The 19,069-nt window shown below is 67.6% G+C and carries 19 protein-coding genes and 1 riboswitch; of the genes, 14 read left to right on the forward strand and 5 right to left on the reverse strand.

Annotation, left to right across the window (positions count from 1 at the left end; all coding sequences use genetic code 11):
- The first annotated feature begins 3 nt into the window (after positions 1-3).
- Positions 4-118, forward strand: a riboswitch (TPP riboswitch).
- The 6 genes from thiO to A5740_RS18075 all read left to right on the forward strand — a co-directional run bounded on the left by thiO (position 108) and on the right by A5740_RS18075 (position 4,542).
- Complete coding sequence (thiO, locus tag A5740_RS18050) at positions 108-1,124, forward strand: glycine oxidase ThiO (protein ID WP_076196187.1); 1,017 nt, start codon at positions 108-110, stop codon at positions 1,122-1,124. Its footprint overlaps the riboswitch before it by 11 nt.
- Positions 1,121-1,321, forward strand: a complete 201-nt coding sequence (gene thiS / locus A5740_RS18055) for a sulfur carrier protein ThiS (protein ID WP_076196188.1) — start codon at positions 1,121-1,123, stop codon at positions 1,319-1,321. Before thiO ends, thiS begins: the two co-directional genes overlap by 4 nt.
- Positions 1,314-2,072, forward strand: coding sequence for a thiazole synthase (locus A5740_RS18060; RefSeq protein ID WP_076196189.1), 759 nt, complete (start codon positions 1,314-1,316; stop codon positions 2,070-2,072). The genes thiS and A5740_RS18060 overlap by 8 nt, the downstream gene beginning before the upstream one ends.
- 42 nt (positions 2,073-2,114) lie before the next feature.
- A complete protein-coding gene (locus A5740_RS18065; RefSeq protein ID WP_175616288.1) occupies positions 2,115-2,846 on the forward strand; it encodes an SGNH/GDSL hydrolase family protein in 732 nt (243 codons plus the stop codon).
- Entirely contained in the window at positions 2,843-3,787 is a 945-nt protein-coding gene (locus A5740_RS18070) for an ABC transporter ATP-binding protein (RefSeq protein ID WP_076196190.1), read from the forward strand. The genes A5740_RS18065 and A5740_RS18070 overlap by 4 nt, the downstream gene beginning before the upstream one ends.
- Positions 3,784-4,542, forward strand: a complete 759-nt coding sequence (locus A5740_RS18075; RefSeq protein ID WP_076196191.1) for an ABC transporter permease — start codon at positions 3,784-3,786, stop codon at positions 4,540-4,542. The genes A5740_RS18070 and A5740_RS18075 overlap by 4 nt, the downstream gene beginning before the upstream one ends.
- A gap of 7 nt (positions 4,543-4,549) precedes the next feature.
- Here A5740_RS18075 and A5740_RS18080 read toward each other — a convergent pair whose 3' ends face one another.
- Positions 4,550-5,236, reverse strand: a complete 687-nt coding sequence (locus A5740_RS18080; RefSeq protein WP_076196192.1) for a slipin family protein — start codon at positions 5,234-5,236, stop codon at positions 4,550-4,552.
- A gap of 334 nt (positions 5,237-5,570) precedes the next feature.
- Between A5740_RS18080 and A5740_RS18085 the strand changes: the two genes are divergently transcribed.
- The 7 genes from A5740_RS18085 (at position 5,571) to A5740_RS18115 (ending at position 13,343) form a co-directional block, all read left to right on the forward strand.
- Positions 5,571-7,079 (forward strand): M28 family metallopeptidase, encoded by a 1,509-nt coding sequence (locus A5740_RS18085; protein ID WP_076196193.1) that lies wholly within the window; start codon positions 5,571-5,573, stop codon positions 7,077-7,079.
- On the forward strand, positions 7,076-8,518 hold the full coding sequence (locus tag A5740_RS18090) for a M28 family peptidase (RefSeq protein ID WP_076196195.1): 1,443 nt from the start codon (positions 7,076-7,078) through the stop codon (positions 8,516-8,518). The genes A5740_RS18085 and A5740_RS18090 overlap by 4 nt, the downstream gene beginning before the upstream one ends.
- A gap of 205 nt (positions 8,519-8,723) precedes the next feature.
- Positions 8,724-9,995: a glycosyltransferase gene (locus A5740_RS18095; RefSeq protein WP_076196197.1), complete on the forward strand. Its 1,272-nt coding sequence runs from the start codon at positions 8,724-8,726 to the stop codon at positions 9,993-9,995.
- Positions 9,992-10,684, forward strand: coding sequence for a class I SAM-dependent methyltransferase (locus A5740_RS18100; RefSeq protein ID WP_076196199.1), 693 nt, complete (start codon positions 9,992-9,994; stop codon positions 10,682-10,684). Before A5740_RS18095 ends, A5740_RS18100 begins: the two co-directional genes overlap by 4 nt.
- A gap of 60 nt (positions 10,685-10,744) precedes the next feature.
- Positions 10,745-11,812 carry a type III polyketide synthase gene (locus tag A5740_RS18105; RefSeq protein WP_254849240.1) on the forward strand — a complete coding sequence of 356 codons (1,068 nt, stop codon included), beginning with the start codon at positions 10,745-10,747 and terminating at the stop codon, positions 11,810-11,812.
- Entirely contained in the window at positions 11,812-12,321 is a 510-nt protein-coding gene (locus A5740_RS18110; protein ID WP_076196203.1) for an isoprenylcysteine carboxyl methyltransferase family protein, read from the forward strand. The genes A5740_RS18105 and A5740_RS18110 overlap by 1 nt, the downstream gene beginning before the upstream one ends.
- Positions 12,318-13,343, forward strand: a complete 1,026-nt coding sequence (locus A5740_RS18115; protein ID WP_076196205.1) for an NAD(P)/FAD-dependent oxidoreductase — start codon at positions 12,318-12,320, stop codon at positions 13,341-13,343. Before A5740_RS18110 ends, A5740_RS18115 begins: the two co-directional genes overlap by 4 nt.
- Here the strand turns inward: A5740_RS18115 and A5740_RS18120 are convergent.
- Genes A5740_RS18120 through A5740_RS18130 form a run of 3 tightly spaced genes read right to left on the reverse strand, consistent with a single transcriptional unit; the run spans position 13,324 to position 16,524 of the window.
- Complete coding sequence (locus A5740_RS18120) at positions 13,324-14,598, reverse strand: uracil-xanthine permease family protein (RefSeq protein ID WP_076196207.1); 1,275 nt, start codon at positions 14,596-14,598, stop codon at positions 13,324-13,326. The genes A5740_RS18115 and A5740_RS18120 overlap by 20 nt on opposite strands.
- Before the next feature lie 53 nt (positions 14,599-14,651).
- Positions 14,652-15,908, reverse strand: coding sequence for an APC family permease (locus tag A5740_RS18125; RefSeq protein ID WP_076196209.1), 1,257 nt, complete (start codon positions 15,906-15,908; stop codon positions 14,652-14,654).
- Positions 15,909-15,918: 10 nt separating this feature from the next.
- On the reverse strand, positions 15,919-16,524 hold the full coding sequence (locus tag A5740_RS18130; protein WP_076196211.1) for a PaaI family thioesterase: 606 nt from the start codon (positions 16,522-16,524) through the stop codon (positions 15,919-15,921).
- Positions 16,525-16,647: 123 nt separating this feature from the next.
- Here A5740_RS18130 and A5740_RS18135 point away from each other — a divergent pair, with 123 nt between their 5' ends.
- Positions 16,648-17,313 (forward strand): PadR family transcriptional regulator, encoded by a 666-nt coding sequence (locus A5740_RS18135; protein WP_076196213.1) that lies wholly within the window; start codon positions 16,648-16,650, stop codon positions 17,311-17,313.
- Positions 17,314-17,338: 25 nt separating this feature from the next.
- Here A5740_RS18135 and A5740_RS18140 read toward each other — a convergent pair whose 3' ends face one another.
- Positions 17,339-19,042 carry a 3-ketosteroid-delta-1-dehydrogenase gene (locus A5740_RS18140; RefSeq protein WP_076196215.1) on the reverse strand — a complete coding sequence of 568 codons (1,704 nt, stop codon included), beginning with the start codon at positions 19,040-19,042 and terminating at the stop codon, positions 17,339-17,341.
- Between the last annotated feature and the right edge of the window lie 27 nt (positions 19,043-19,069).

Genomic DNA, 19,069 nt, shown 5'->3' on the forward strand with positions numbered 1-19,069 from the left:
CTGGACTGGCAATACGGGAGTCCCTGGGACGCGGGGCTGAGAGTGGGCATACGAACCGGCCCTGACCGTCACACCTGATCCGGGTCATGCCGGCGAAGGGAGCGGATATGGCACTGACAGGAGCCAGGACACTTGCCGTCATCGGCGGCGGGGTGATCGGGCTGTCCATCGCCCGCCGGGCGGCGTTGGACGGCTGGACCGTGCGGCTGCACTGCACGCGTGAGCACGGCGCCTCCTGGGTGGCCGGCGGCATGCTGGCCCCGCACAGCGAAGGCTGGCCCGGCGAGGAGCAGATCCTGCAGATCGGTTTGGAATCGCTGAAGCTGTGGCACTCCGGGTTCCTCGAGGGCCTGGCGCCCGAGGTGGTGACGGCCCGCGAGTCGCTGGTCGTCGCCGTGGACCGGGCCGATGTGGCGGATCTGCGGACCGTCGCCGAATGGTTGTCCGCCCAGGGGCAGCCGGTCGAGTTGACGACCGCGGCGCGTGACGTGGAACCCCTGCTGGCCCAAGGTATTCGACACGGGTTCCGGGCCACCACCGAACTCGCCGTGGACAACCGGGCCGTGGTCGACGGACTGGCCGCGCACTGCGAGCGGTTGGCGGTGCGGTGGGCCGGTCCGATCGCAGACCTGTCCGATGTCGACGCGGACGTGCGGGTGATCGCCAACGGGATCGACGCACCCACGTTGTGGCCCGGCCTGCCCGTGCGCCCGGTCAAGGGCGAGGTGCTGCGGTTGCGCTGGCGCAAGGGCTGTATGCCGGTGCCGCAGCGGGTGATTCGGGCCCGGGTGCACGGCCGCCCGGTGTACCTGGTGCCGCGCGCCGACGGGGTGGTGGTGGGGGCCACCCAGTACGAGCACGGTCGCGACACCGCGCCGGTGGTCAGCGGGGTGCGTGATCTGCTGGAGGACGCCTGCGCGGTGATGCCGGCGCTGGGCGAGTACGAACTGGCCGAGACCGCGGCCGGACTGCGACCGATGACGCCCGACGGGCTGCCGATCGTCGAACGGGTCGACGAGCGCACGTTGGTGGCCGTCGGGCATGGCCGAAACGGATTTCTGTTGGCGCCGTGGACCGCTGAGCGGGTCGCGGCGGAACTCGAGATGAGTGTGGGAGTGCAATGATCACCATCACGGTCAACAACGAGACCCTCGAGGTGGACGACCAGACCACCATCGGAGGACTCCTGGAAACCCGGGGATTCCCGGACAAGGGCATCGCCGTCGCCTTGGACTGGGCGGTGCTGCCACGGTCGGAATGGGACCAGACCTTGTCCGACGGTGCCCGGGTCGAGGTCGTGACGGCGGTGCAGGGTGGCTGATTCAACTCTCACCATCGGCGGCCGCGAGTTCGGTTCCCGGTTGATCATGGGCACCGGTGGGGCACCGAACCTGGCGGTGCTGGAAGAGGCCTTGGTGGCCTCCGGGACGGAGTTGACGACGGTGGCGATGCGACGCGTCGACGCCGAAACCGGCACCGGGGTACTCGATCTGCTCAACCGGCTCGGCATCGTCGCACTACCCAACACCGCCGGGTGTCGCGGTGCGGCCGAGGCCGTGCTGACCGCGCAGCTGGCCCGGGAAGCGCTGGGTACCGACCTGGTCAAACTCGAGGTGATCGCCGACGAACGCACCCTGTTGCCCGACGCGATCGAATTGGTCAAGGCCGCAGAACAATTGGTGGACGACGGGTTCACCGTACTGCCCTACACCAACGACGATCCGGTGCTGGCTCGTCGCTTGGAGGACGCGGGCTGCGCCGCCGTCATGCCGTTGGGTTCGCCGATCGGCACCGGGCTGGGCATCTCCAACCCGCACAACATCGAGATGATCGTGGCGCAGGCCGGGGTGCCGGTGGTGCTCGACGCCGGGATCGGCACTGCGAGCGATGCTGCGCTGGCGATGGAATTGGGTTGTGACGCCGTGCTGTTGGCCACCGCCGTCACCCGCGCCTCCGATCCACCGACGATGGCCGCCGCGATGTCCGCGGCCGTTACCGCGGGATATCTGGCCCGGCAGGCCGGACGTATCCCGAAGCGATTCTGGGCCCAGGCGTCAAGTCCGGCGCGGTAACTCGACGTGCACGGTAAACGGTATGTGGCGCTGGGCAGTTCGATGGCTGCCGGGCCCGGGATCACACCCCGCGCCGCCGGCGCGCCGTTTCCGGCCGGTCGCTCGGCACGCAACTATCCCCATCTCGTGGCGGCCGAACTCGGGCTCGACCTCGTCGACGTGACGTATTCCGGTGCCACCACCGCGCATGTGCTCAGTGAGCGGCAGAACGGGGCGCCGCCGCAGATCGAGGCGCTGGACGGGTCCGAGGCCCTGGTCACGGTGACCATCGGCGGCAACGACGTCGGCTATGTGCCGTCGTTGTCGGTCGCCGGCCTACCGCGGTTCACCCGGTCGTTGCCCGTGCTCGGGCCGTGGGCGCGCAGCTTGCTGGACCCTGACGCACGTGAGACCGCGTTGAGCGAGGTGGCGGCGTCACTGGTGGCGGTGGGGCGTGAGATTCGCGAGCGTGCGCGGAACGCGCAGGTGTTGTTCGTGGATTACCTGACGATCCTGCCGCCGTCGGGAATCGGTGCGAAACCGCTGTCGGAGGCCGACGCCACCCTCGGCCGTCACGTCGCCGCCACGCTCGAACGACTCACCGGAGAGGCTGCCGCCCAGACCGGGTGCGGATGGGTTCGCGCTGCCGCGGCCAGTGTGGGGCACCATGCCTGGTCGGCCGAGCCCTGGACCACCCGGCCCGGTTTGCCCTGGCCCGGCCGCCCCGCGCCGCTGCATCCCAACGCCGCCGGCATGCGCGCGGTCGCCGATATGGTGGTGGCGTGGGAGCCATGATCGAACTGGCCGGGCTGACAAAGCTCTACGGCACCCACCGCGCTGTCGACGATCTGACCTTCACCGTCGAACCGGGTGTGGTCACCGGATTTCTCGGCCCCAACGGTGCGGGCAAGACCACGACCATGCGGTTGATCCTCGGCCTGGACCATCCCAACGCCGGGACCGCGACCATCGACGGCAAGCACTACCGGGAACTGCGCGATCCGCTGCGCTCGGTCGGCGCCCTGCTCGACGCCCGGCAGGCCCATCCCAACCGCTCGGCCCGCAATCACCTGCGCTGGATCGCCGCGGCCAACCGGATTCCGTCGGCGCGGGTCGACGAGGTGCTGGAGATGGTCGGTCTGACGTCGGTGGGTGACCGTAACGCCGGAACGCTGTCGCTGGGCATGAGCCAGCGGCTCGGGATCGCGGCCGCGTTGCTCGGTGATCCGCCGGTGCTGCTGTTCGACGAACCGGTCAACGGTCTGGATCCCGAGGGCATCCACTGGGTCCGCACGCTCATGCGCAGTCTGGCCGCCGAGGGCCGCACGGTGTTCGTCTCCAGCCATCTTCTGGCCGAGATGGCCAACACCGCCGATCGGTTGGTGGTGATCGGGCAAGGCAAGCTGATCGCCTCGACCACGGTGAGCGAGTTCGTCAGCGGCACCTCGGCAGGCGCCGTGCGGGTACGCAGCCCACAGGTGGAGACGCTGCGTGAGGTACTGACCGACGCCGGGTTCACCGTCGACACCGCCGCCGACGGCGACGCGCTGGCCGTGCACGGCGCGGCCATCGAGGTGATCGGTGACCTGGCCGCACGCAACGCGATCGCGCTGCACGAGTTGAGCCAGCGGCAGGCCTCCCTGGAGGAGGCGTATCTGAAACTGACCGATGATGCGGTCGACTACCGGGCTGGGGCTGTGATGAGCGCTCGCGCGAAGAACCGAGAAGCGCGATGAGTGCACTGACCGCGCTCGACGCCGAGCGCATCAAACTGTCCACCACTCGATCACCTTTGTGGTCGGTGGTGGGGGTGGCGGTGCTCAGCCTCGGCCTGGCCGCCATGCAGGGCATGACCGTGGATCACTACACGGCACTGTCCCCGTCTCGGGCCGCGTTGGGTGTCGCGGTGTTCGGGGTCCCGGTGCTGATGGTGCTGTCGTCGTTGACGATGACGGGGGAGTACCGCAGTGGCCTGATCCGCACCACGCTGCTGGCCACCCCGAACCGCACCCAGGTGCTGGCCGCCAAGGCCGTGGTGTGTGCGGCGTTCTCCTCGGTATGCGCGGTGATCATGGTGCTGGCCGCCGTCCTGGTGGCCCGGCTCGTCGCCGACCCGGTGGTCGGTACCCAACTGTCGATGGCCAACCCGGCGACCTGGCGGGTGGCCGGCGGGTTCGCGTTGTACGCCGCACTGGCCGCCGTCCTGGGCGTCGCGGTCGGGGCGCTGCTGCGGTTCGCCGCCGGTGCGGTGGCGGTGCTGCTGCTGTGGCCGCTGGTGGCCGAACCGCTGCTGGGCAACCTGCCGGGTAACGGCGCCGCGATCGGACCATGGCTGCCGTTCGCCAACATGTTTCGGTTCCTTCAGGTGGAGTGGCTGTTCCCGGCCTACAACATTCCGTGGGGTGAGCTGGGCTCACTGTTGTATTTCCTGGTGTGGGTGGCGATCGCCTTCGTCGCCGCCGTGGTGGTACTGAACAGGCGTGACGCCTGACCCGGAGTCACTCCGGGTCAGACGCCACGTCCGGCGTACCCACCGCCAGCACCACCTTCGACCCGTACGGCACCTGCTGGATCAGCCGCAGCTGAGCCAGCGCCGGGTGGGCATCCAGCAGCTTGCCCGCGTTGGCCAGCGCGCGCAGGGCCGCGGTCTCGGCGCGGGCCGCCTCCAGCTTCGCCGCACCGATGGCCTTGGCCGTCACCAGCTGCATCGCCGCCGACCGGATCTCGGCCGGGACGATCACGTCCTTGACGAACACCGCGATCACCTCGATCCCTGCGCGGGCGCCGGCCGCCCGGGCCGCCGCGGCGATCACCTCGGCATCGATGCGGTTGCCGCGCTGCAGCACCTCGTCGGCGGTCAGGCCGGCGACGATGTCACGCAGCGCAATCTGCGCCGCGAGGTACACCGCCGCCATCGGATCGGCCGCCGCCTCGACGTAGGCCACCGCATCGGTGACCTTGAACTGCAGCGCAACGGTGATCCGCAGCGTCACCGCGTCGGAGGTCAGCACCTCCTGCGGGGCCAGCGTCAGTACCTGCTCACGCATCTCGACACGCACCACCGAGGCCGCCACATCAATGCGGTGACGTCCCGGCGGCAGGACACGACCGAGCGTGCCGTCGACGTACTCCAGCGCGCACTGGCCTGCAGAAACAGTGATTCGGTTGAACGTGAAGATGCCCATGTCGTGTCCTCCTTCCGGTTATGTGCCTGTGCAGCAAAGGAATACCGTCGCCGGACGCAATCGTTGGCGGGGCGTCGCACCCCCGTACCGGCGGGTGCGGGCCACAAAGCCGCTGACTGCGCGATTCCGGCGACGGCATCGGGGTTGCAGAGAGGATTCGAACCTCAGGCCCTTTACCTGTGCCACGGCGCCGCCGGCAACACGCAGAAACGTTGCGGTACCCCGCTCGGTCTGCTTCCCTCTCGGCGCCGGGAATCACCTTGCCATCACAGCAAACCGGCAGGCAACCGATTTAACCGCCGGGCAGTTCACCGCACCGGCTACCGTGGGTGCAATGCGACGTACTTCGACGGGGGCGGTTCTCGGCGCACTGGCGCTGACCGTGGGGCTGGCCGGCTGTGATGGAAAGACCGAACTGCAGACCGACGGGCAGCAGCCGTCGGGATCCGCCTCCGCGGCGGCCGTGCAGTTCGCCGGTCAGTTGCGTGATCGGGTGACGGCTGACGCGATGATGGGGCATCTGCGCAAGCTGCAGGACATTGCCAACGCCCACGACGGCAACCGCGCCCTCGGGACGGCCGGCTATGACGCCAGCGTCGACTATGTCGCCAATACCCTGCGGGATAAGGGGTTCGACGTGGACACCCCCGAATTCGAGGTGCGTCTGCCGTTTGCCGAGGACCCTGCGGTGACCGTCGGTGGTCAGCCGGTGACCGCCAAGCCGCTGGAGTTCACCATCGGCACCCCGCAGGAAGGCGTGTCCGCGCCGCTGGTGCCCGCGAAGGTGGAGGACACCCCTGGTTGTGAAGCCTCCGATTACGACGGACTGCCGGTCGCCGGGGCAGTGGTGCTGGTCGACCGGGGTGCCTGCGCCTTCGGCGACAAGCAGGCCGCGGCCGCCCAGCGCGGCGCGGTGGCGATGATCGTCGTCAACACCAACAACGACGAACAGATGGGTGGCACGCTGGGGCGTAGCACCGAGGTCAAGATCCCGGTGGTCAGCGTCACCAAGGACGAGGGGACGCGGCTACGCAACGCACCCGGGCCCACCACGATCAAGCTCGTCGCCGGTGTGCGAACCGAACACACCCGCAATGTCGTGGCACAGACCAAGACCGGATCGACTGCCGATGTGGTGATGGTGGGGGCGCATCTCGACAGCGTCCCCGAAGGTCCGGGCATCAACGACAACGGCTCCGGGGTGGCCGCCGTGCTGGAAACCGCTTTGCAGCTGGGTGATTCGCCGGATGTGGCCAACGCCGTGCGCTTCGGGTTCTGGGGAGCCGAGGAAGAGGGCCTGCTCGGATCGACCAACTATGTCGAATCCCTGGACCTCGACGAGCTCAAGGACATCGCGCTCTACCTGAATTTCGACATGCTCGGTTCACCCAACCCGGGTTACTTCACCTATGACGGTGACCAGTCCGCGCCGCCGGACGAGCGGGGTCGCCCCCGCGTGCCCGAAGGCTCGGCAGGTATCGAGCGCACCCTGGCCGCCTATCTGGAAGACGCCGGAAAGACCCCGCGCGACACCAATTTCGACGGCCGGTCCGACTATGACGGGTTCACCCTGGCCGGGGTCCCCGCCGGTGGGTTGTTCTCCGGCGCCGAGGACAAGATGAACGGTGAGGAAGCGAAATTGTGGGGCGGGCAGGTGGACCAGCCGTTCGATCCGAACTACCACAAGAACACCGACACCCTTGAGCACGTGGATTCCGACGCGCTGCGGATACATGGCGAGGGAGTCGCCTTCGCGGTCGGGCTCTATGCCCAGGATCAGCGGGGCCGCAACGGGATACCGGTCCGCTCGGACCGCACGCGTCATCAGATCACCGCGCAGTGACGGCACGTCGACTTGCCGTCGTGCTCGTGGCCGCCGTGGCCGCCGCGGCCGCCTGCTCGGCCCCACTGCCGGCCTCGGCGCTCGATCCGCACGAACTCGCCGGCCGGATCACGGTCGACAACATGTTCGTCCATCTGCGCAAACTGCAGGACATCGCCGACAGCCATGACGGCAATCGGGCGGTCGGCAATCCGGGCTACGACGCCAGCGTCGACTATGTGGCTCAGGTGTTGCGGGACAAGGGGTTTGATGTCCAGACGCCGGAGTTCGAGCGGATGGGCACGATGCGTGGCGGCCATCCGGCGTTGACCGTGTCGGGCCGCACCTACCAGGTGGACCAGGCTTCGATGCTGGTGACCACCTCCCCGGAGGGAGTCAACGCGCCGACCCTGCGGCCGCCCACGTCGTCCGGTTGTGCGGCCGAGGATTACGGGACGCTGAACATCTCGGGTGCCATCGCGGTCGTCGACGACACCCGGTGTTCGGTTGTGGTGAAACAGAACACCGCGCTGGCCAAGGGGGCGGTGGGGATGCTGGTGGTCGACACCGGTGGGCAGCCCCCACCGGGCGGGCTGTTCAGCACGGGCTACTACCGTCAGCTCACGGTCCCGGTCGGCATCATCGACGAGACCGCGGACGCGGCGCTGCGCCGCACCAGTGCGCCGGTGCGGCTGGTCCTCGACGGCCGGGCCGAGATGGTCAAACACCGTAATGTCACGGCGCAGACCAAGACCGGTTCGACCTCGGATGTGGTGCTGGCCGGTGCCCATCTCGACAGCGTGGGCGGGGGTGCGGGGATCAACGACAACGGTTCCGGGGTGGCCGCCCTGTTGGAAACCGCTTTGCAGCTGGGTAGTTCGCCCAACACGCGCAATGCGGTGCGGTTCGCGTTCTGGGGTGCCGAGGAATTGGGGCTGGACGGGTCGACGCAGTATGTGCGCGGGCTGCCGCTGGACCAGCTCGACGATCTCGCGCTGTACCTGAACTTCGACATGGTCGGTTCACCCAACGCCGGATTCTTCACCTACGACGGTGATCAGTCCGGCCAGGCCACGGACCCCAAGCCGATGCCCGAGGGGTCGGCCGCCATCGAGCGGACCATGGCCGGCTATCTGAACCTGGCCGGCATCCGCCCTGCCGACATGCCGATCGGTCCCAACACCGACTATCACCCGTTCCTGCAGGCCGGTGTGCCGGTGGGTGGGGTGACCACCGGCTCGTCGCAGCGTAAGACCGAGGTCCAGGCCCGGTTGTGGGGCGGCCGGGCCGGTGTGGCGTTCGACCCGAACTACCACACCGGTCGGGACACCATCGACAACGTCGACGCGCGCGCCCTCGGCATCATGGGGCCGGCGATCGCGTTCACCGTCGGCACCTATGCCGCGTCGATCGAGGGGCCCAACGGGGTGCCGGCCCGCGACAAGCGACATCGTGGTTGAAATCGGCTCTGTGGCCCCCGTGTCTGAACGATTTGCCCGATAGTCGGGCGCCGGAGAAAACCCCTGTTGGGCCAACGTCTTTCGCTTCGTTTGTGATGCGCCGGGTGATTGCGGGTGCAATCAAGTTGGTGCAAACCCTTGTCTGAACGCGCGTACGACCTAACATTGGGTCCGAAAGCTCCTTGCGTCTGAGGAGTTGGGGGATATGAGATTTTCATTGGCATGTAGCGGGACTCGTGGCGATTGTGAACCGTTGGTCGCCGTCGGGCTCGAATTGCAGCGACGAGGGCACGACGTCTGGATAGCGTTGCCGCCGAACCTCACCGGATTCGCCGCGTCGGTCGGATTGGCAAGTACCTCTTACGGCCCGGACGCGTCGGAGATGTGGGACGCGGATCTGCTGGACAAATCCTCACCGGAATTATGGCGTGGTCTGCTGGTCGGACGAAGTCCGGTGAAAGTACTACGCCAGCTTTGGGATCCGGTACTGCAGCACTGGGTCGATATGGGAAAAACCCTGGCAGCGGTGGCAGACGGCGCCGATGTATTGTGCGCGGGTCTGGTTTTTCAGGATGTCGCCGCCAATGTCGCGGAGCACTACGACATCCCGCTCGCCGCCCTGCACTATTTCCCGGTACGGCCCAACGGCCGGGTCATCGGAGTGCTGCCCGCGCTGATGGCCCGCTCGGCCATGAAGACCTATGACTGGTTCGGCTGGCACATGCATCGGGAAGTCGAGGAACAGCAGCGCCGTGAGCTCGGCCTGCCGAAGGCGAGTAAACCCGCGGCGGGACGCATCGCCGAGCGCGGAGCGCTGGAAATACAGACCTATGACAAGGTGTGCTTTCCCGGGCTGGCCGCGGAATGGGCCGCGTGGCGTCAACACCGGCCGTTCGTCGGGGCGTTGACCATGCACCAGCCGACGAACGCCGACGACGAGGTTGCCTCCTGGATCGGGGCAGGGACGCCACCGATCTGCTTCGGCTTCGGGTCGATGCCGGTGCCCTCGCCGACTGACACCGTCGCAATGATCGGGCAGGCCTGCGCCGAGTTGGGCGAGCGGGCGTTGATCTGCTCGGGATGGACCGATTACGGCGAGGTGCCGACGGATGACCACGTCAAGGTGGTGAGAGCGGTGAGCTACGAGAAGATCTTCCCGTTGTGTCGCGCGGTGGTGCACCACGGCGGTTCCGGCACCACCGCCGCTGGGCTGCGGGCCGGTGTCCCCGGTCTGATCCTGTGGACGGCGGGCGACCAGCCGTTCTGGGGCCGACAACTCGAACGGTTGAACGTCGGCGCGACTCGCAGCTTCAAATCGTCCACGCGGGCCACGCTCGTGGCGGATCTGCGACGGATCCTGGCGCCGGATCATGCTGCCGCGGCCCAACGGTTGGCCGCCCAGATGACTCCGTCGGCCGTCAGCGTCACTCGCACGGTCGATCTCCTCGAAGAGTTTGGCAACCGGAGGGCAGGATGAATCGGGTCAAGGCAGTCCAACAGGTGCTCGACCGTCGGGAGGAGCCGGTCTATCTCGAGATCGGCGTGTGTCGAGGGTCCGTATTTCGGCAGATCTCGGCGGCGGAGAAGATCGCGGTCGACCCGGCGTTCCAGGTGTCGGCGCGCTCGCGCCGCCGTGCCGAGCGTCAGGCCCGTGCCACTCACTTCTTCGACATGACCAGTGACGACTTTTTCGCGAACGAGACGGCGTTCCTCGACAGGCGAGGCGTCGACGTTGCGCTCATCGACGGTCTGCACACTTACGAGCAAGCCGTGCGTGATGTTGAGAACACTTTGCAGTACCTGCGTCCCGGCGGAGTACTCATCTTGCACGACTGCAACCCGGCGACGCCCTCGATTGCCTGTCCTGCAGCCTCATACGACGAATTCTTCAAAAAGACCCCGTTGTGGTCGGCGTTGCGCGGGTGGAGCGGTGACGTGTGGAAGGCGATTGTTCATCTCCGCAGTACCCGGGCGGATCTGCGGGTTGCCGTGCTGAACTGCGATTTCGGACTCGGGGTGGTGCGCCGCGGCGTTCCGGAGTCGCGGTTGCACTGCTCCACCGAGCAGATCAGGGCGCTGACTTACGCCGATCTCGCCCTCGACCGCCGAAAGTTGCTGAATTTGAAGCCGCCCGGCCATTTCCGCGACTTCCTCGCGCCGGCGTGACCCGATGAACTATCCGAGGTAGGTCCCCGTTGTTGAGATATGGGAATTAACGTCGCCAGAATGGCCAGCCACAGCACCATTGCCGGTGTCCACGCCGTACTGCCGCCGCATCGGTACACCCAGGATGAAGTCACCCGAGCCCTGCTGGATCTTCCCGGCTATCCCGAGGTCGAGGACATGGTGCGGGCGCTGCACAAGAGCGCGAAAGTCAACAGCAGATATCTGGTTCTGCCAGTCGAGCGATATGCCGATCTCGATGACTTCGGCGAAACGAACCGGCTGTTCATCGAGCATGCCACCGAATTGGGTTGTGCCGCATTGTCCGGGGCGCTGGACGAAGCGGGCCTGCGCCCCGAGGACGTCGACCTCATCGTGACCACCACCGTCACCGGTGCCGCCGTGCCATCCCTGGACGCGCGGATCGCCGGCCGGCTCGGTCTGCGCCCGGACGTGCGCCGGATACCGATCTTCGGGTTGGGCTGCGTGGCCGGGGCCGCCGGCATCGCCCGGCTCAACGACTACCTGCGCGGCGCGCCCGACAAGGTGGCCGTCCTGGTGTCGGTGGAACTGTGTTCGCTGACCCGCAAACACAATCCGGCCATACCGACCCTGGTGGCCGGTGCGCTGTTCGGGGACGGCGCCGCCGCCGTCGTCGCGGTCGGCGAACAACGGGCCCGCCAACTCGATCCGTGCGGACCCGACGTGCTGGACTCGCGCAGCCACCTCTACCCGGATTCGTTGGACACCATGGGTTGGGACATCGGCAGCGATGGTTTCGAGATCGTGCTCAGCGCCGAGGTGCCGAGTTTCGTGGGCCGCTATCTCGGTGATGACGTCACCGGATTCCTTGATACCCATGGCATGTCGGTTGGCGATGTGGCCGCCTGGGTGAGCCATCCAGGCGGGCCGAAGGTGATCGAGGCGATCATCGATACCCTCGGATTGCCTGACGATGCGCTGGATTTGACCTGGCAGTCGCTGGCCGACGTCGGCAATCTTTCCTCGTCGTCGGTGCTGCACGTGCTGCGCGACACCATCCGTAAACGCCCCGAAACGGGCGCTCCGGGGGTGCTGATGGCCATGGGACCGGGCTTCTGCTCCGAACTCGTCCTGTTGCGTTGGCGCTGATGAAAGCCAAGAATTTTCTGGCGTTGATCGCCGTCGTCGCCGCCGAGCGGATTCTCGAGCTGGTGGTGTCCAAACGCAATCTGCGGTGGAGTATGTCCCAGGGCGGCCGCGAGTTCGGCGCCGGTCATTATCCGGTGATGGTGACACTGCACACCGGGTTGCTGGCCGGCGCGGTGCTGGAGGCGCGTCATCGCCGGCCGCGGCCGGTGCTCGGTCGGACGATGCTCGCGGTGGTGATCGCTGCCCAGGCCCTGCGCTGGTGGTGCATCACCACGCTCGGCAGACAATGGAATACCCGGGTGGTGGTGGTTCCGGGGGCGAAGCGCGTGGCCGGCGGCCCGTATCGGGTGCTGCCACATCCGAACTACGTGGCGGTGGTCACCGAGGGGGCCGCGTTGCCGTTGGCCGGCGGGGCCTGGATCACCGCCCTGGTGTTCACGATCGCTAACGCGGCATTGCTGCGAACCCGGATTCGGGTGGAAAACGAAGCGCTGCAAGGCCTGACGTGATCGATCTGCTCGTTGCCGGAGGCGGTCCGGCCGGGCTGGCCACCGCAGTGCACGCGGCGCGTGCCGGGCTGCAGGTCGTGGTGGTGGAGCGTCGTCGCGGACCGATCGACAAAGCCTGCGGCGAGGGGCTGATGCCGCACTCGGTGCGGCAGCTGCAGCAGCTCGGGGTGGAGATCGACGGACGAAGTTGCAGCGCCTTTTTCGGCATCCGTTACCTGGACGGGCGACACACCGCCGAGGCCAGGTTCCGTGACGGTGCCGGCCGGGGAGTGCGCCGGACCGTGCTGCACGCCGCGTTGTCGGAGGCGGCGCTATCGGCCGGCGTCGAAGTGGTGCACGGCGAGGTGGGACCGGTGACTCAGGACGGGATCTCGGTGAGTGCTGCGGGTTTTCGGGCCCGCTATCTGGCCGCGGCTGACGGTCTGCATTCACCGATCCGCCGCTCCCTGGGCCTCAGCGCCGGCGAAGGCCGACGCCGCCGCTGGGGTATCAGGCGCCATGTCCAGACCGCGCCGTGGTCCGATTGCGTCGAGGTGTACTGGGGCCGGAACGCCGAGGCGTATGTGACACCCGTGGGTGAGAGTTGCGTCGGGGTGGCGATCCTGACCTCGATGCGTGGCGGTTTCGACGAGCATCTGGCGGCGTTTCCGGTGCTGGCCGAGCGGATTCGCGGTCTCGAGCGCGGCCCCGACCGGGCCGCCGGGCCGCTACGGCAGAAGGTGCGCAGCCGGTGTGCCGGCCGGGTGCTGCTGGTCGGCGACGCGGCCGGGTATATCGACGCCCTCACCGGGGAAGGGATGGGCCTGGCGTTCGGGGCGGCCGAACTCCTGGTGAACTGTGTGCGTGCCGACGGGCCCGACGATTACGACCGGCAATGGCGCGCGTTGACCCGGCGTTACCGGCTGTTGACCGCAGCACTGTTGCACGGGAGCGGTTTTCGTCCGGTGCGGGCCGGTATCACCCCGGTGTCGGCGGCGCTCCCGTCGGTGTTCGGCAGCGTCGTCAACGCACTGGGACGCTAGGTCGCAAACGGTCACCGAGGTACTCCAACGACTGCATACCGTGGAAGACCAGCAGTGCGGCGATCGAGCCGAGCGCGATGCCGGTGAACGTCAATGGCCCCAACTGCCAGGTGAAGTCGGCGATCCCGATGATCAGCGGAATGGCCGCGGTCATCTGGTTGACGGGCTTCGAGAAATCGACGTGATTGGTCAGCCAGATCCGAACGCCCAGGATGCCGACCAGTCCGTAGAGCACGATCGTGGCGCCACCCAGCACACCCGGCGGGATCGCCGAGATCGCGGCCCCGACCTTGGGGCACAACGACAATGCGATCGCCACGATCGCGGCGACCCAGTAGGCGGCGGTGGAGTAGACCCGGGTTGCCGCCATCACCCCGATGTTCTCGGCGTAGGTGGTGGTGGCCGACCCGCCGCCGGCGCCGGCCAGCACGGTGGCCACGCCGTCGGCGGCCAGCGCCCGGCCGATCAGCGGGTCCAGGTCGGTGTCGGTCATCTGACCCACCGACTTGACGTGACCGATGTTCTCGGCGATCAGGGCGATCACGGCCGGCAGGAACAGCGGCAACACCGCCAGGCTGAACGTCGGAGTCTGGAACTCGGGCAGGCCCAGCCACGGTGCGGCCGTGATCTTCGACGTGTCCACCTCACCGAGAAACAGTGCCAGCAGATAACCGATGAGGACCGCGCCGAAGATGGCCAGTCGGCCGATCAACCCTTTGAAGAACGCCAGCGTGACGACCAGCAGCACCAGCGTCACCAGGCCGACCAGTGGGCCCTTCTCGAAATTGTCCTTGGCGGCCGGGGCCAGGTTGAAACCGATCAATGCCACGATCGCTCCCGTGACGACCGGGGGCAGGGCCAGGTCGATCCAGCGGGTGCCGACCAGGTGGACCACCGCGCCGATCAGGATCAACAGGAGTCCGATCATGATCAGGCCGCCCAGAGCGCTGCCCGTGCCGTGGGCGGCTCCCGCGGCGAGTACCGGGGCGATCACCGCGAAGCTCGATCCGAGGTAACTCGGCAACCGGTTGCCGGTGATGAGCAAGAACAGAATGGTGCCGATGCCGGAGAACAGCAGAGTGGTGGCCGGCGGGAAGCCGGTGAGCACCGGGACCAGGAACGTGGCGCCGAACATGGCCACCACGTGCTGGGCACCGATACCGATCGTGCTGGCCCAGTCGAGGCGTTCCCCGGGGGCGACGACGAAATCGTCGTCGGTGCGGGTTTCGACGTATTTCCAACTCAGCGGAATCACGATTAGTGACTACACACCATGAGCGGCTGCCGCGCACGTGGACGGCGGCCAGCTCATTTCTGAGGCCGTTTATCGCCGGGCTGGCGGCGGCGAAGTCCATAGATCACCACACCGGCCGTCACCACGGCCAGGCCGGTGAGCGCCGAACCGAGAGGGAGGGCGAAGGCCAGCAGTACGCAGCCGGCCAGGCCCACCGCCGGGGTGATGCGTCGACGGACGAGTGGCTCCAATGTCCACGCCGACGCATTGGCGATCGCGTAATACACCAGCACCGCGAACGACGAAAACCCGATCGCGCCACGAAGATCCACGGTCGCGGCCAAAATCGCCACCACGACGCCCACCGACACCTCGGCCCGGTGGGGCACGTTGAACCGGGGGTGCACGGCGGCCAGCCGGTGCGGCAGGTGATGGTCGCGGGCCATCGCCAGGGTGGTGCGCGATACCCCGAGGATCAAGGCCAGCAGCGAGCCCAGGGCTGCGATCGCCGCCCCGGCCCGCACCACCGGCTGCCACTGCGACAAACCGGCCGCGGCCACCGCATCGGCCAACGGCGCCGACGCCGTGGCCAACCCGGCCCCGCCGAGCACCGAGAGCGCAGCCACGGCCACCACCGCATAGAGCACCAGGGCGATTCCCAACGCGATCGGGATCGCCCTGGGAATCGTGCGCGCCGGGTCCCGGACTTCTTCGCCCAACGTCGCGATCCGGGCGTAGCCGGCGAACGCGAAGAACAACAGCCCCGCGGCCTGTAGGACGCCGGCTGCGCTGACATCGTCACCGAGTGCCAAACGGGCCGAATCGGCCGCACCGGAACCGGTGATGATCACCACGACCGCGGCCAGGACCGCCAGCACGCAGGCCACGATGATGCGGGTGAGAAGCGCGGACTTCTGGATTCCGGCATAGTTCACCGCTGTCAGTGCCACCACCGCCGCGACCGCCACCGCATGCGCCGCCGACGGCCAGACATACAGTCCGACCGTCAACGCCATGGCCGCACACGATGCGGTCTTCCCGACGATGAAACTCCAGCCGGCCGTGTAACCCCAGAACTCACCGAGCCGTTCCCGTCCGTACACATACGTTCCGCCGGACTGCGGATAGCGGGCGGCCAGCCGAGCCGAGGAGGTCGCGTTGCAGTACGCCACCACCGCGGCCACGGCGAGACCGATGAGCAGCCCGCTGCCGGCCGCGCTTGCGGCTGGGGCCAGGGCGGCGAAAATGCCTGCGCCCACCATTGATCCAAGGCCGATCACGACGGCATCGGTTGTGCCGAGACGACGTTGCAGCCCGCCGGGCGTGGTCACCTCCGCGATATTAGGGCGCAGCCACCCGCGGATGAAAGAACACACCCTCGGCCCGAACCGTGATGCCGTCGGGGGTGGCGAGGTGCCCGACGGCGAAGGTCTTCACCCCCTCGACACGGTCGATGTGTGCCTCGGCGCGAAGCGGGCCGAGTCGGGTGCCGGCTTCGTAGCGGAGCGTAAGCGTTCCGGTCACGGCGGGCTGCCCGGGCTTGTGCGCGGTGGCACCGAGAATGTGATCGAGAAGAAGCGCGCAGATTCCACCGTGGACATGGCCGGCCGGCCCCTCGTAGACGGCGCCGAGGGTGAGCTCGGCCCAGACTCGGCCGTCGGATTCGTGGTGGACCACCAATGGGGGAGCCAGGGCGTTGCGCACACCGATGACCGCATTTCCCCAGGTGAGCGAGCGGCCATCAGGGGTTTGTGGGATACCGAAGGAGCCTGGGATCAGCGACCGGCTGAGTTCGTCGGCGACCGCATCGATCTTTGCCGTGGCGGACACGATGCCGTCGCGGTCGACGCGGCTGCGGATGGTCACGTCGACGAGACGACGAACAGAGGCAGTCAGGGCGGCGTAAAGCGCCTCGGGCACATCGGTTCCGGGGTCGTCGAGTCCCATCGGTCTCCGTCTCTGAGTGGTTCTCTGACCAGGTTCGTCGAGCCGGCTACCGGGTGCAACGGCGCCTCCCGGCCAGTGGTTGGTCCGAGGCGACCCTGTGACCTCGGTTGTTACCCTTGAGCAGTGGGGAACCCCGAGCCGACAGCCAAGCCAGCGCTTGCCGCGACGAGCTGGGCGTTGCTCGGGCTGCTGTCGTATGAGACCGAGCTGTCCGGTTACGACATCCGCAAATGGATCGACTGGAGCATGCGGTTCTACTACGGCAGCCCGGCTTACAGCCAGATCTACTCCGAGCTGAAGAAACTGGAAAAGCTGGGCTATCTGACCTCGCGAGTCGATGGCACCGGTACGCGCAATCGTCGTCTGTACAAGATCACCGAAGCCGGCCTGGAGGCTGTCACCCGCTGGGCGCGGGAAGCTCCGGTCGAACCCCCGACGCTGAAGCATCCGGCGATACTCCGCGTCACGTTGGGGCATCTCAGCGACCCGGTTGCGCTCAAGAAGATGCTGCAGGAGCACATCGCCTACGTCGACGAGATGCAACGCGATGCGGCCAAGGAAGCAAAGTGGGCCGGCGCCGATGCATCCTGGGCGTATGCCAAGGTTGCCTTGGATTGGGCGGCTCGCTACTACGCGTCCGAGCGGGAACTCACGTTGCAGCTGATCAAGGACCTCGACGACGCCGAGGCCACATTCCCGAAAGTGGCTGAGGGCGCGAAGGTTCCGTGGCCGGATGCGTCGTATTGGTACGAGATCGAGAGGAAATTCGACGCCGAAGACGTCGAATAGCCCCCGTTCATCCGTCTTTCGCCGGCTACTTCGCGGCGGCGTCGAGCGCGGCGATGTAGCCGTAGACCAGTCCTTGCGCGATCGTCGCGCCCGCACCCGGGTATCGGTTGCCGAAGGCGTTGGCGGCGGTGTTGCCGATCGCGTACAGGCCGGCGATCACCGTGCCGTCCTCGCGCAGCACGCGGGCCTTGTCGTCAGCACGGAGGCCACCGCAGGTCCCGAGATCGCTGAGCACCATCTTGACCGCGTAGAACGGGCCTTTGACCAACGGACGCAGGTTCGGGTTGGGCGTGATCGTCGGGTCGCCGTAGTAGCGGTCATAGGCGCTGCGGCCCCGCTCGAAGTCGGGATCCTCTCCGGCGTACGCGTTTTCGTTGAAGCGGGTCACCGTCGCGGACAACTCGTCGGCAGGCACCTGCATCTTGTCCGCCAACTCGGTGAAACTGTCCGCGCGGACGGCAATTCCGGCGTCATACCACTTCTGCGGGATCGGCATACGCGGAAACAGTTCGGCGGCAAAGAGATAGCTGTTGCGGTACTGCTGGTCAAAGACGATCCACATGCTCTCCACCGGCGTGCCGGCCGCTTCCAGGCGCATGACGCGTTGACCGAAGCTCATGTAGTCGGCCGACTCGTTGGCGAACCGGCGACCGGACTGGTCGACGATGAATGATCCCGGCAGTGATCGCTCGGCCAACATCACCGCCGGGGCGGCGTCCGGTAGCGGCGCGACCGCAGGGAACCACCACGACTGATCCATCAATGCGATGTCCGCGCCGACTTCCTGGCCGATACGGATGGCATCGCCGGTGTTGGATTCCGCGCCGAGGCTGAGATTGCGCCCGAGGGACTCGGATTGGAACTTCCAGCGCATGTCCATGTGGTGATCGAAGCCGCCGGCCGCGAGCACGACGCCGCGGCGGGCGGTGACGGTGAAACTGTCGCCGCCGTGCTCGACAACGGCCCCGGTGACCCGATCGCCCTCGGTGACCAGTTCGGTCAGTGACGTGTCGAGCCAGATCGGGATTCCGGCGCGAATCGCCCCGGCGAACAAACCGGCGGCCAGGGCCTGTCCGCCGGCGGCGTACCGCCGGCCCAGCGCCAGGCCGCCCACACCCTGTGCCAGCCGCTTGATGACGGTAGCCAGTCCCTTGCGCGGCACCCGGCTCATCAGGTTCAGCCAGCGGTAGTCGGCACCGGTGGTCGGCATCGGGATGTTGGCCTCCATCACCCCGGGCCGCAGGTCGGACAGGTACTCACCGAGGATCGCGGTGTCGAGCGGGCGGCATTCACACGTGCGTCCCGCTGCCGATCCGCCAGGTGCTTCCGGGTGGTAGTCGGAGTACTCCTTGGCCCAGAACAGCTTCATCGGTGTGGTACGGCGCAGCATCTCAACCGTCGCGGGCAGGCTGTCGAGGTAGGCGGCCGAACGCTCCCGGGGCGCGGTATCCCCGACGAGTGATTCCAGATACGTGCGGGCCCTCGGTGCGGGATCGGCGCCGCCGCATTCCTCGATCACCGGGCTGGCCGGCAGCCAGAGCGCACCACCCGAACGTGCGGTCGAACCGCCGACGTACGAGGACTTCTCGATGACGAGGACGGACAATCCCTGCTCGTGAGCGGCCAGGGCGGCGGCGAGACCGGTGCCCGACCCGACGACGAGCAGGTCGACTTCGGTGGCGGCGACGGTCAGGCCGGCAGGGATGGTCTGGTGGCTGGTGGCGGTCACGACCCGACGTTAGAGCGGTGACCGGCC

The sequence above is a fragment of the Mycobacterium sp. GA-1841 genome (assembly GCF_001954135.1).
Taxonomy (GTDB): Bacteria; Actinomycetota; Actinomycetes; order Mycobacteriales; family Mycobacteriaceae; genus Mycobacterium.

What these genes read in the sequence shown, in the direction of transcription:
- thiO (WP_076196187.1), top strand. Translation starts at nt 108, where the DNA reads ATGGCACTGACAGGAGCCAGGACACTTGCCGTCATCGGCGGCGGGGTG.
- thiS (WP_076196188.1), top strand. Translation starts at nt 1,121, where the DNA reads ATGATCACCATCACGGTCAACAACGAGACCCTCGAGGTGGACGACCAG.
- A5740_RS18065 (WP_175616288.1), top strand. Translation starts at nt 2,115, where the DNA reads ATGGCTGCCGGGCCCGGGATCACACCCCGCGCCGCCGGCGCGCCGTTT.
- A5740_RS18070 (WP_076196190.1), top strand. Translation starts at nt 2,843, where the DNA reads ATGATCGAACTGGCCGGGCTGACAAAGCTCTACGGCACCCACCGCGCT.
- A5740_RS18075 (WP_076196191.1), top strand. Translation starts at nt 3,784, where the DNA reads ATGAGTGCACTGACCGCGCTCGACGCCGAGCGCATCAAACTGTCCACC.
- A5740_RS18080 (WP_076196192.1), bottom strand. Translation starts at nt 5,236, where the DNA reads ATGGGCATCTTCACGTTCAACCGAATCACTGTTTCTGCAGGCCAGTGC.
- A5740_RS18085 (WP_076196193.1), top strand. Translation starts at nt 5,571, where the DNA reads ATGCGACGTACTTCGACGGGGGCGGTTCTCGGCGCACTGGCGCTGACC.
- A5740_RS18095 (WP_076196197.1), top strand. Translation starts at nt 8,724, where the DNA reads ATGAGATTTTCATTGGCATGTAGCGGGACTCGTGGCGATTGTGAACCG.
- A5740_RS18100 (WP_076196199.1), top strand. Translation starts at nt 9,992, where the DNA reads ATGAATCGGGTCAAGGCAGTCCAACAGGTGCTCGACCGTCGGGAGGAG.
- A5740_RS18105 (WP_254849240.1), top strand. Translation starts at nt 10,745, where the DNA reads ATGGCCAGCCACAGCACCATTGCCGGTGTCCACGCCGTACTGCCGCCG.
- A5740_RS18110 (WP_076196203.1), top strand. Translation starts at nt 11,812, where the DNA reads ATGAAAGCCAAGAATTTTCTGGCGTTGATCGCCGTCGTCGCCGCCGAG.
- A5740_RS18130 (WP_076196211.1), bottom strand. Translation starts at nt 16,524, where the DNA reads ATGGGACTCGACGACCCCGGAACCGATGTGCCCGAGGCGCTTTACGCC.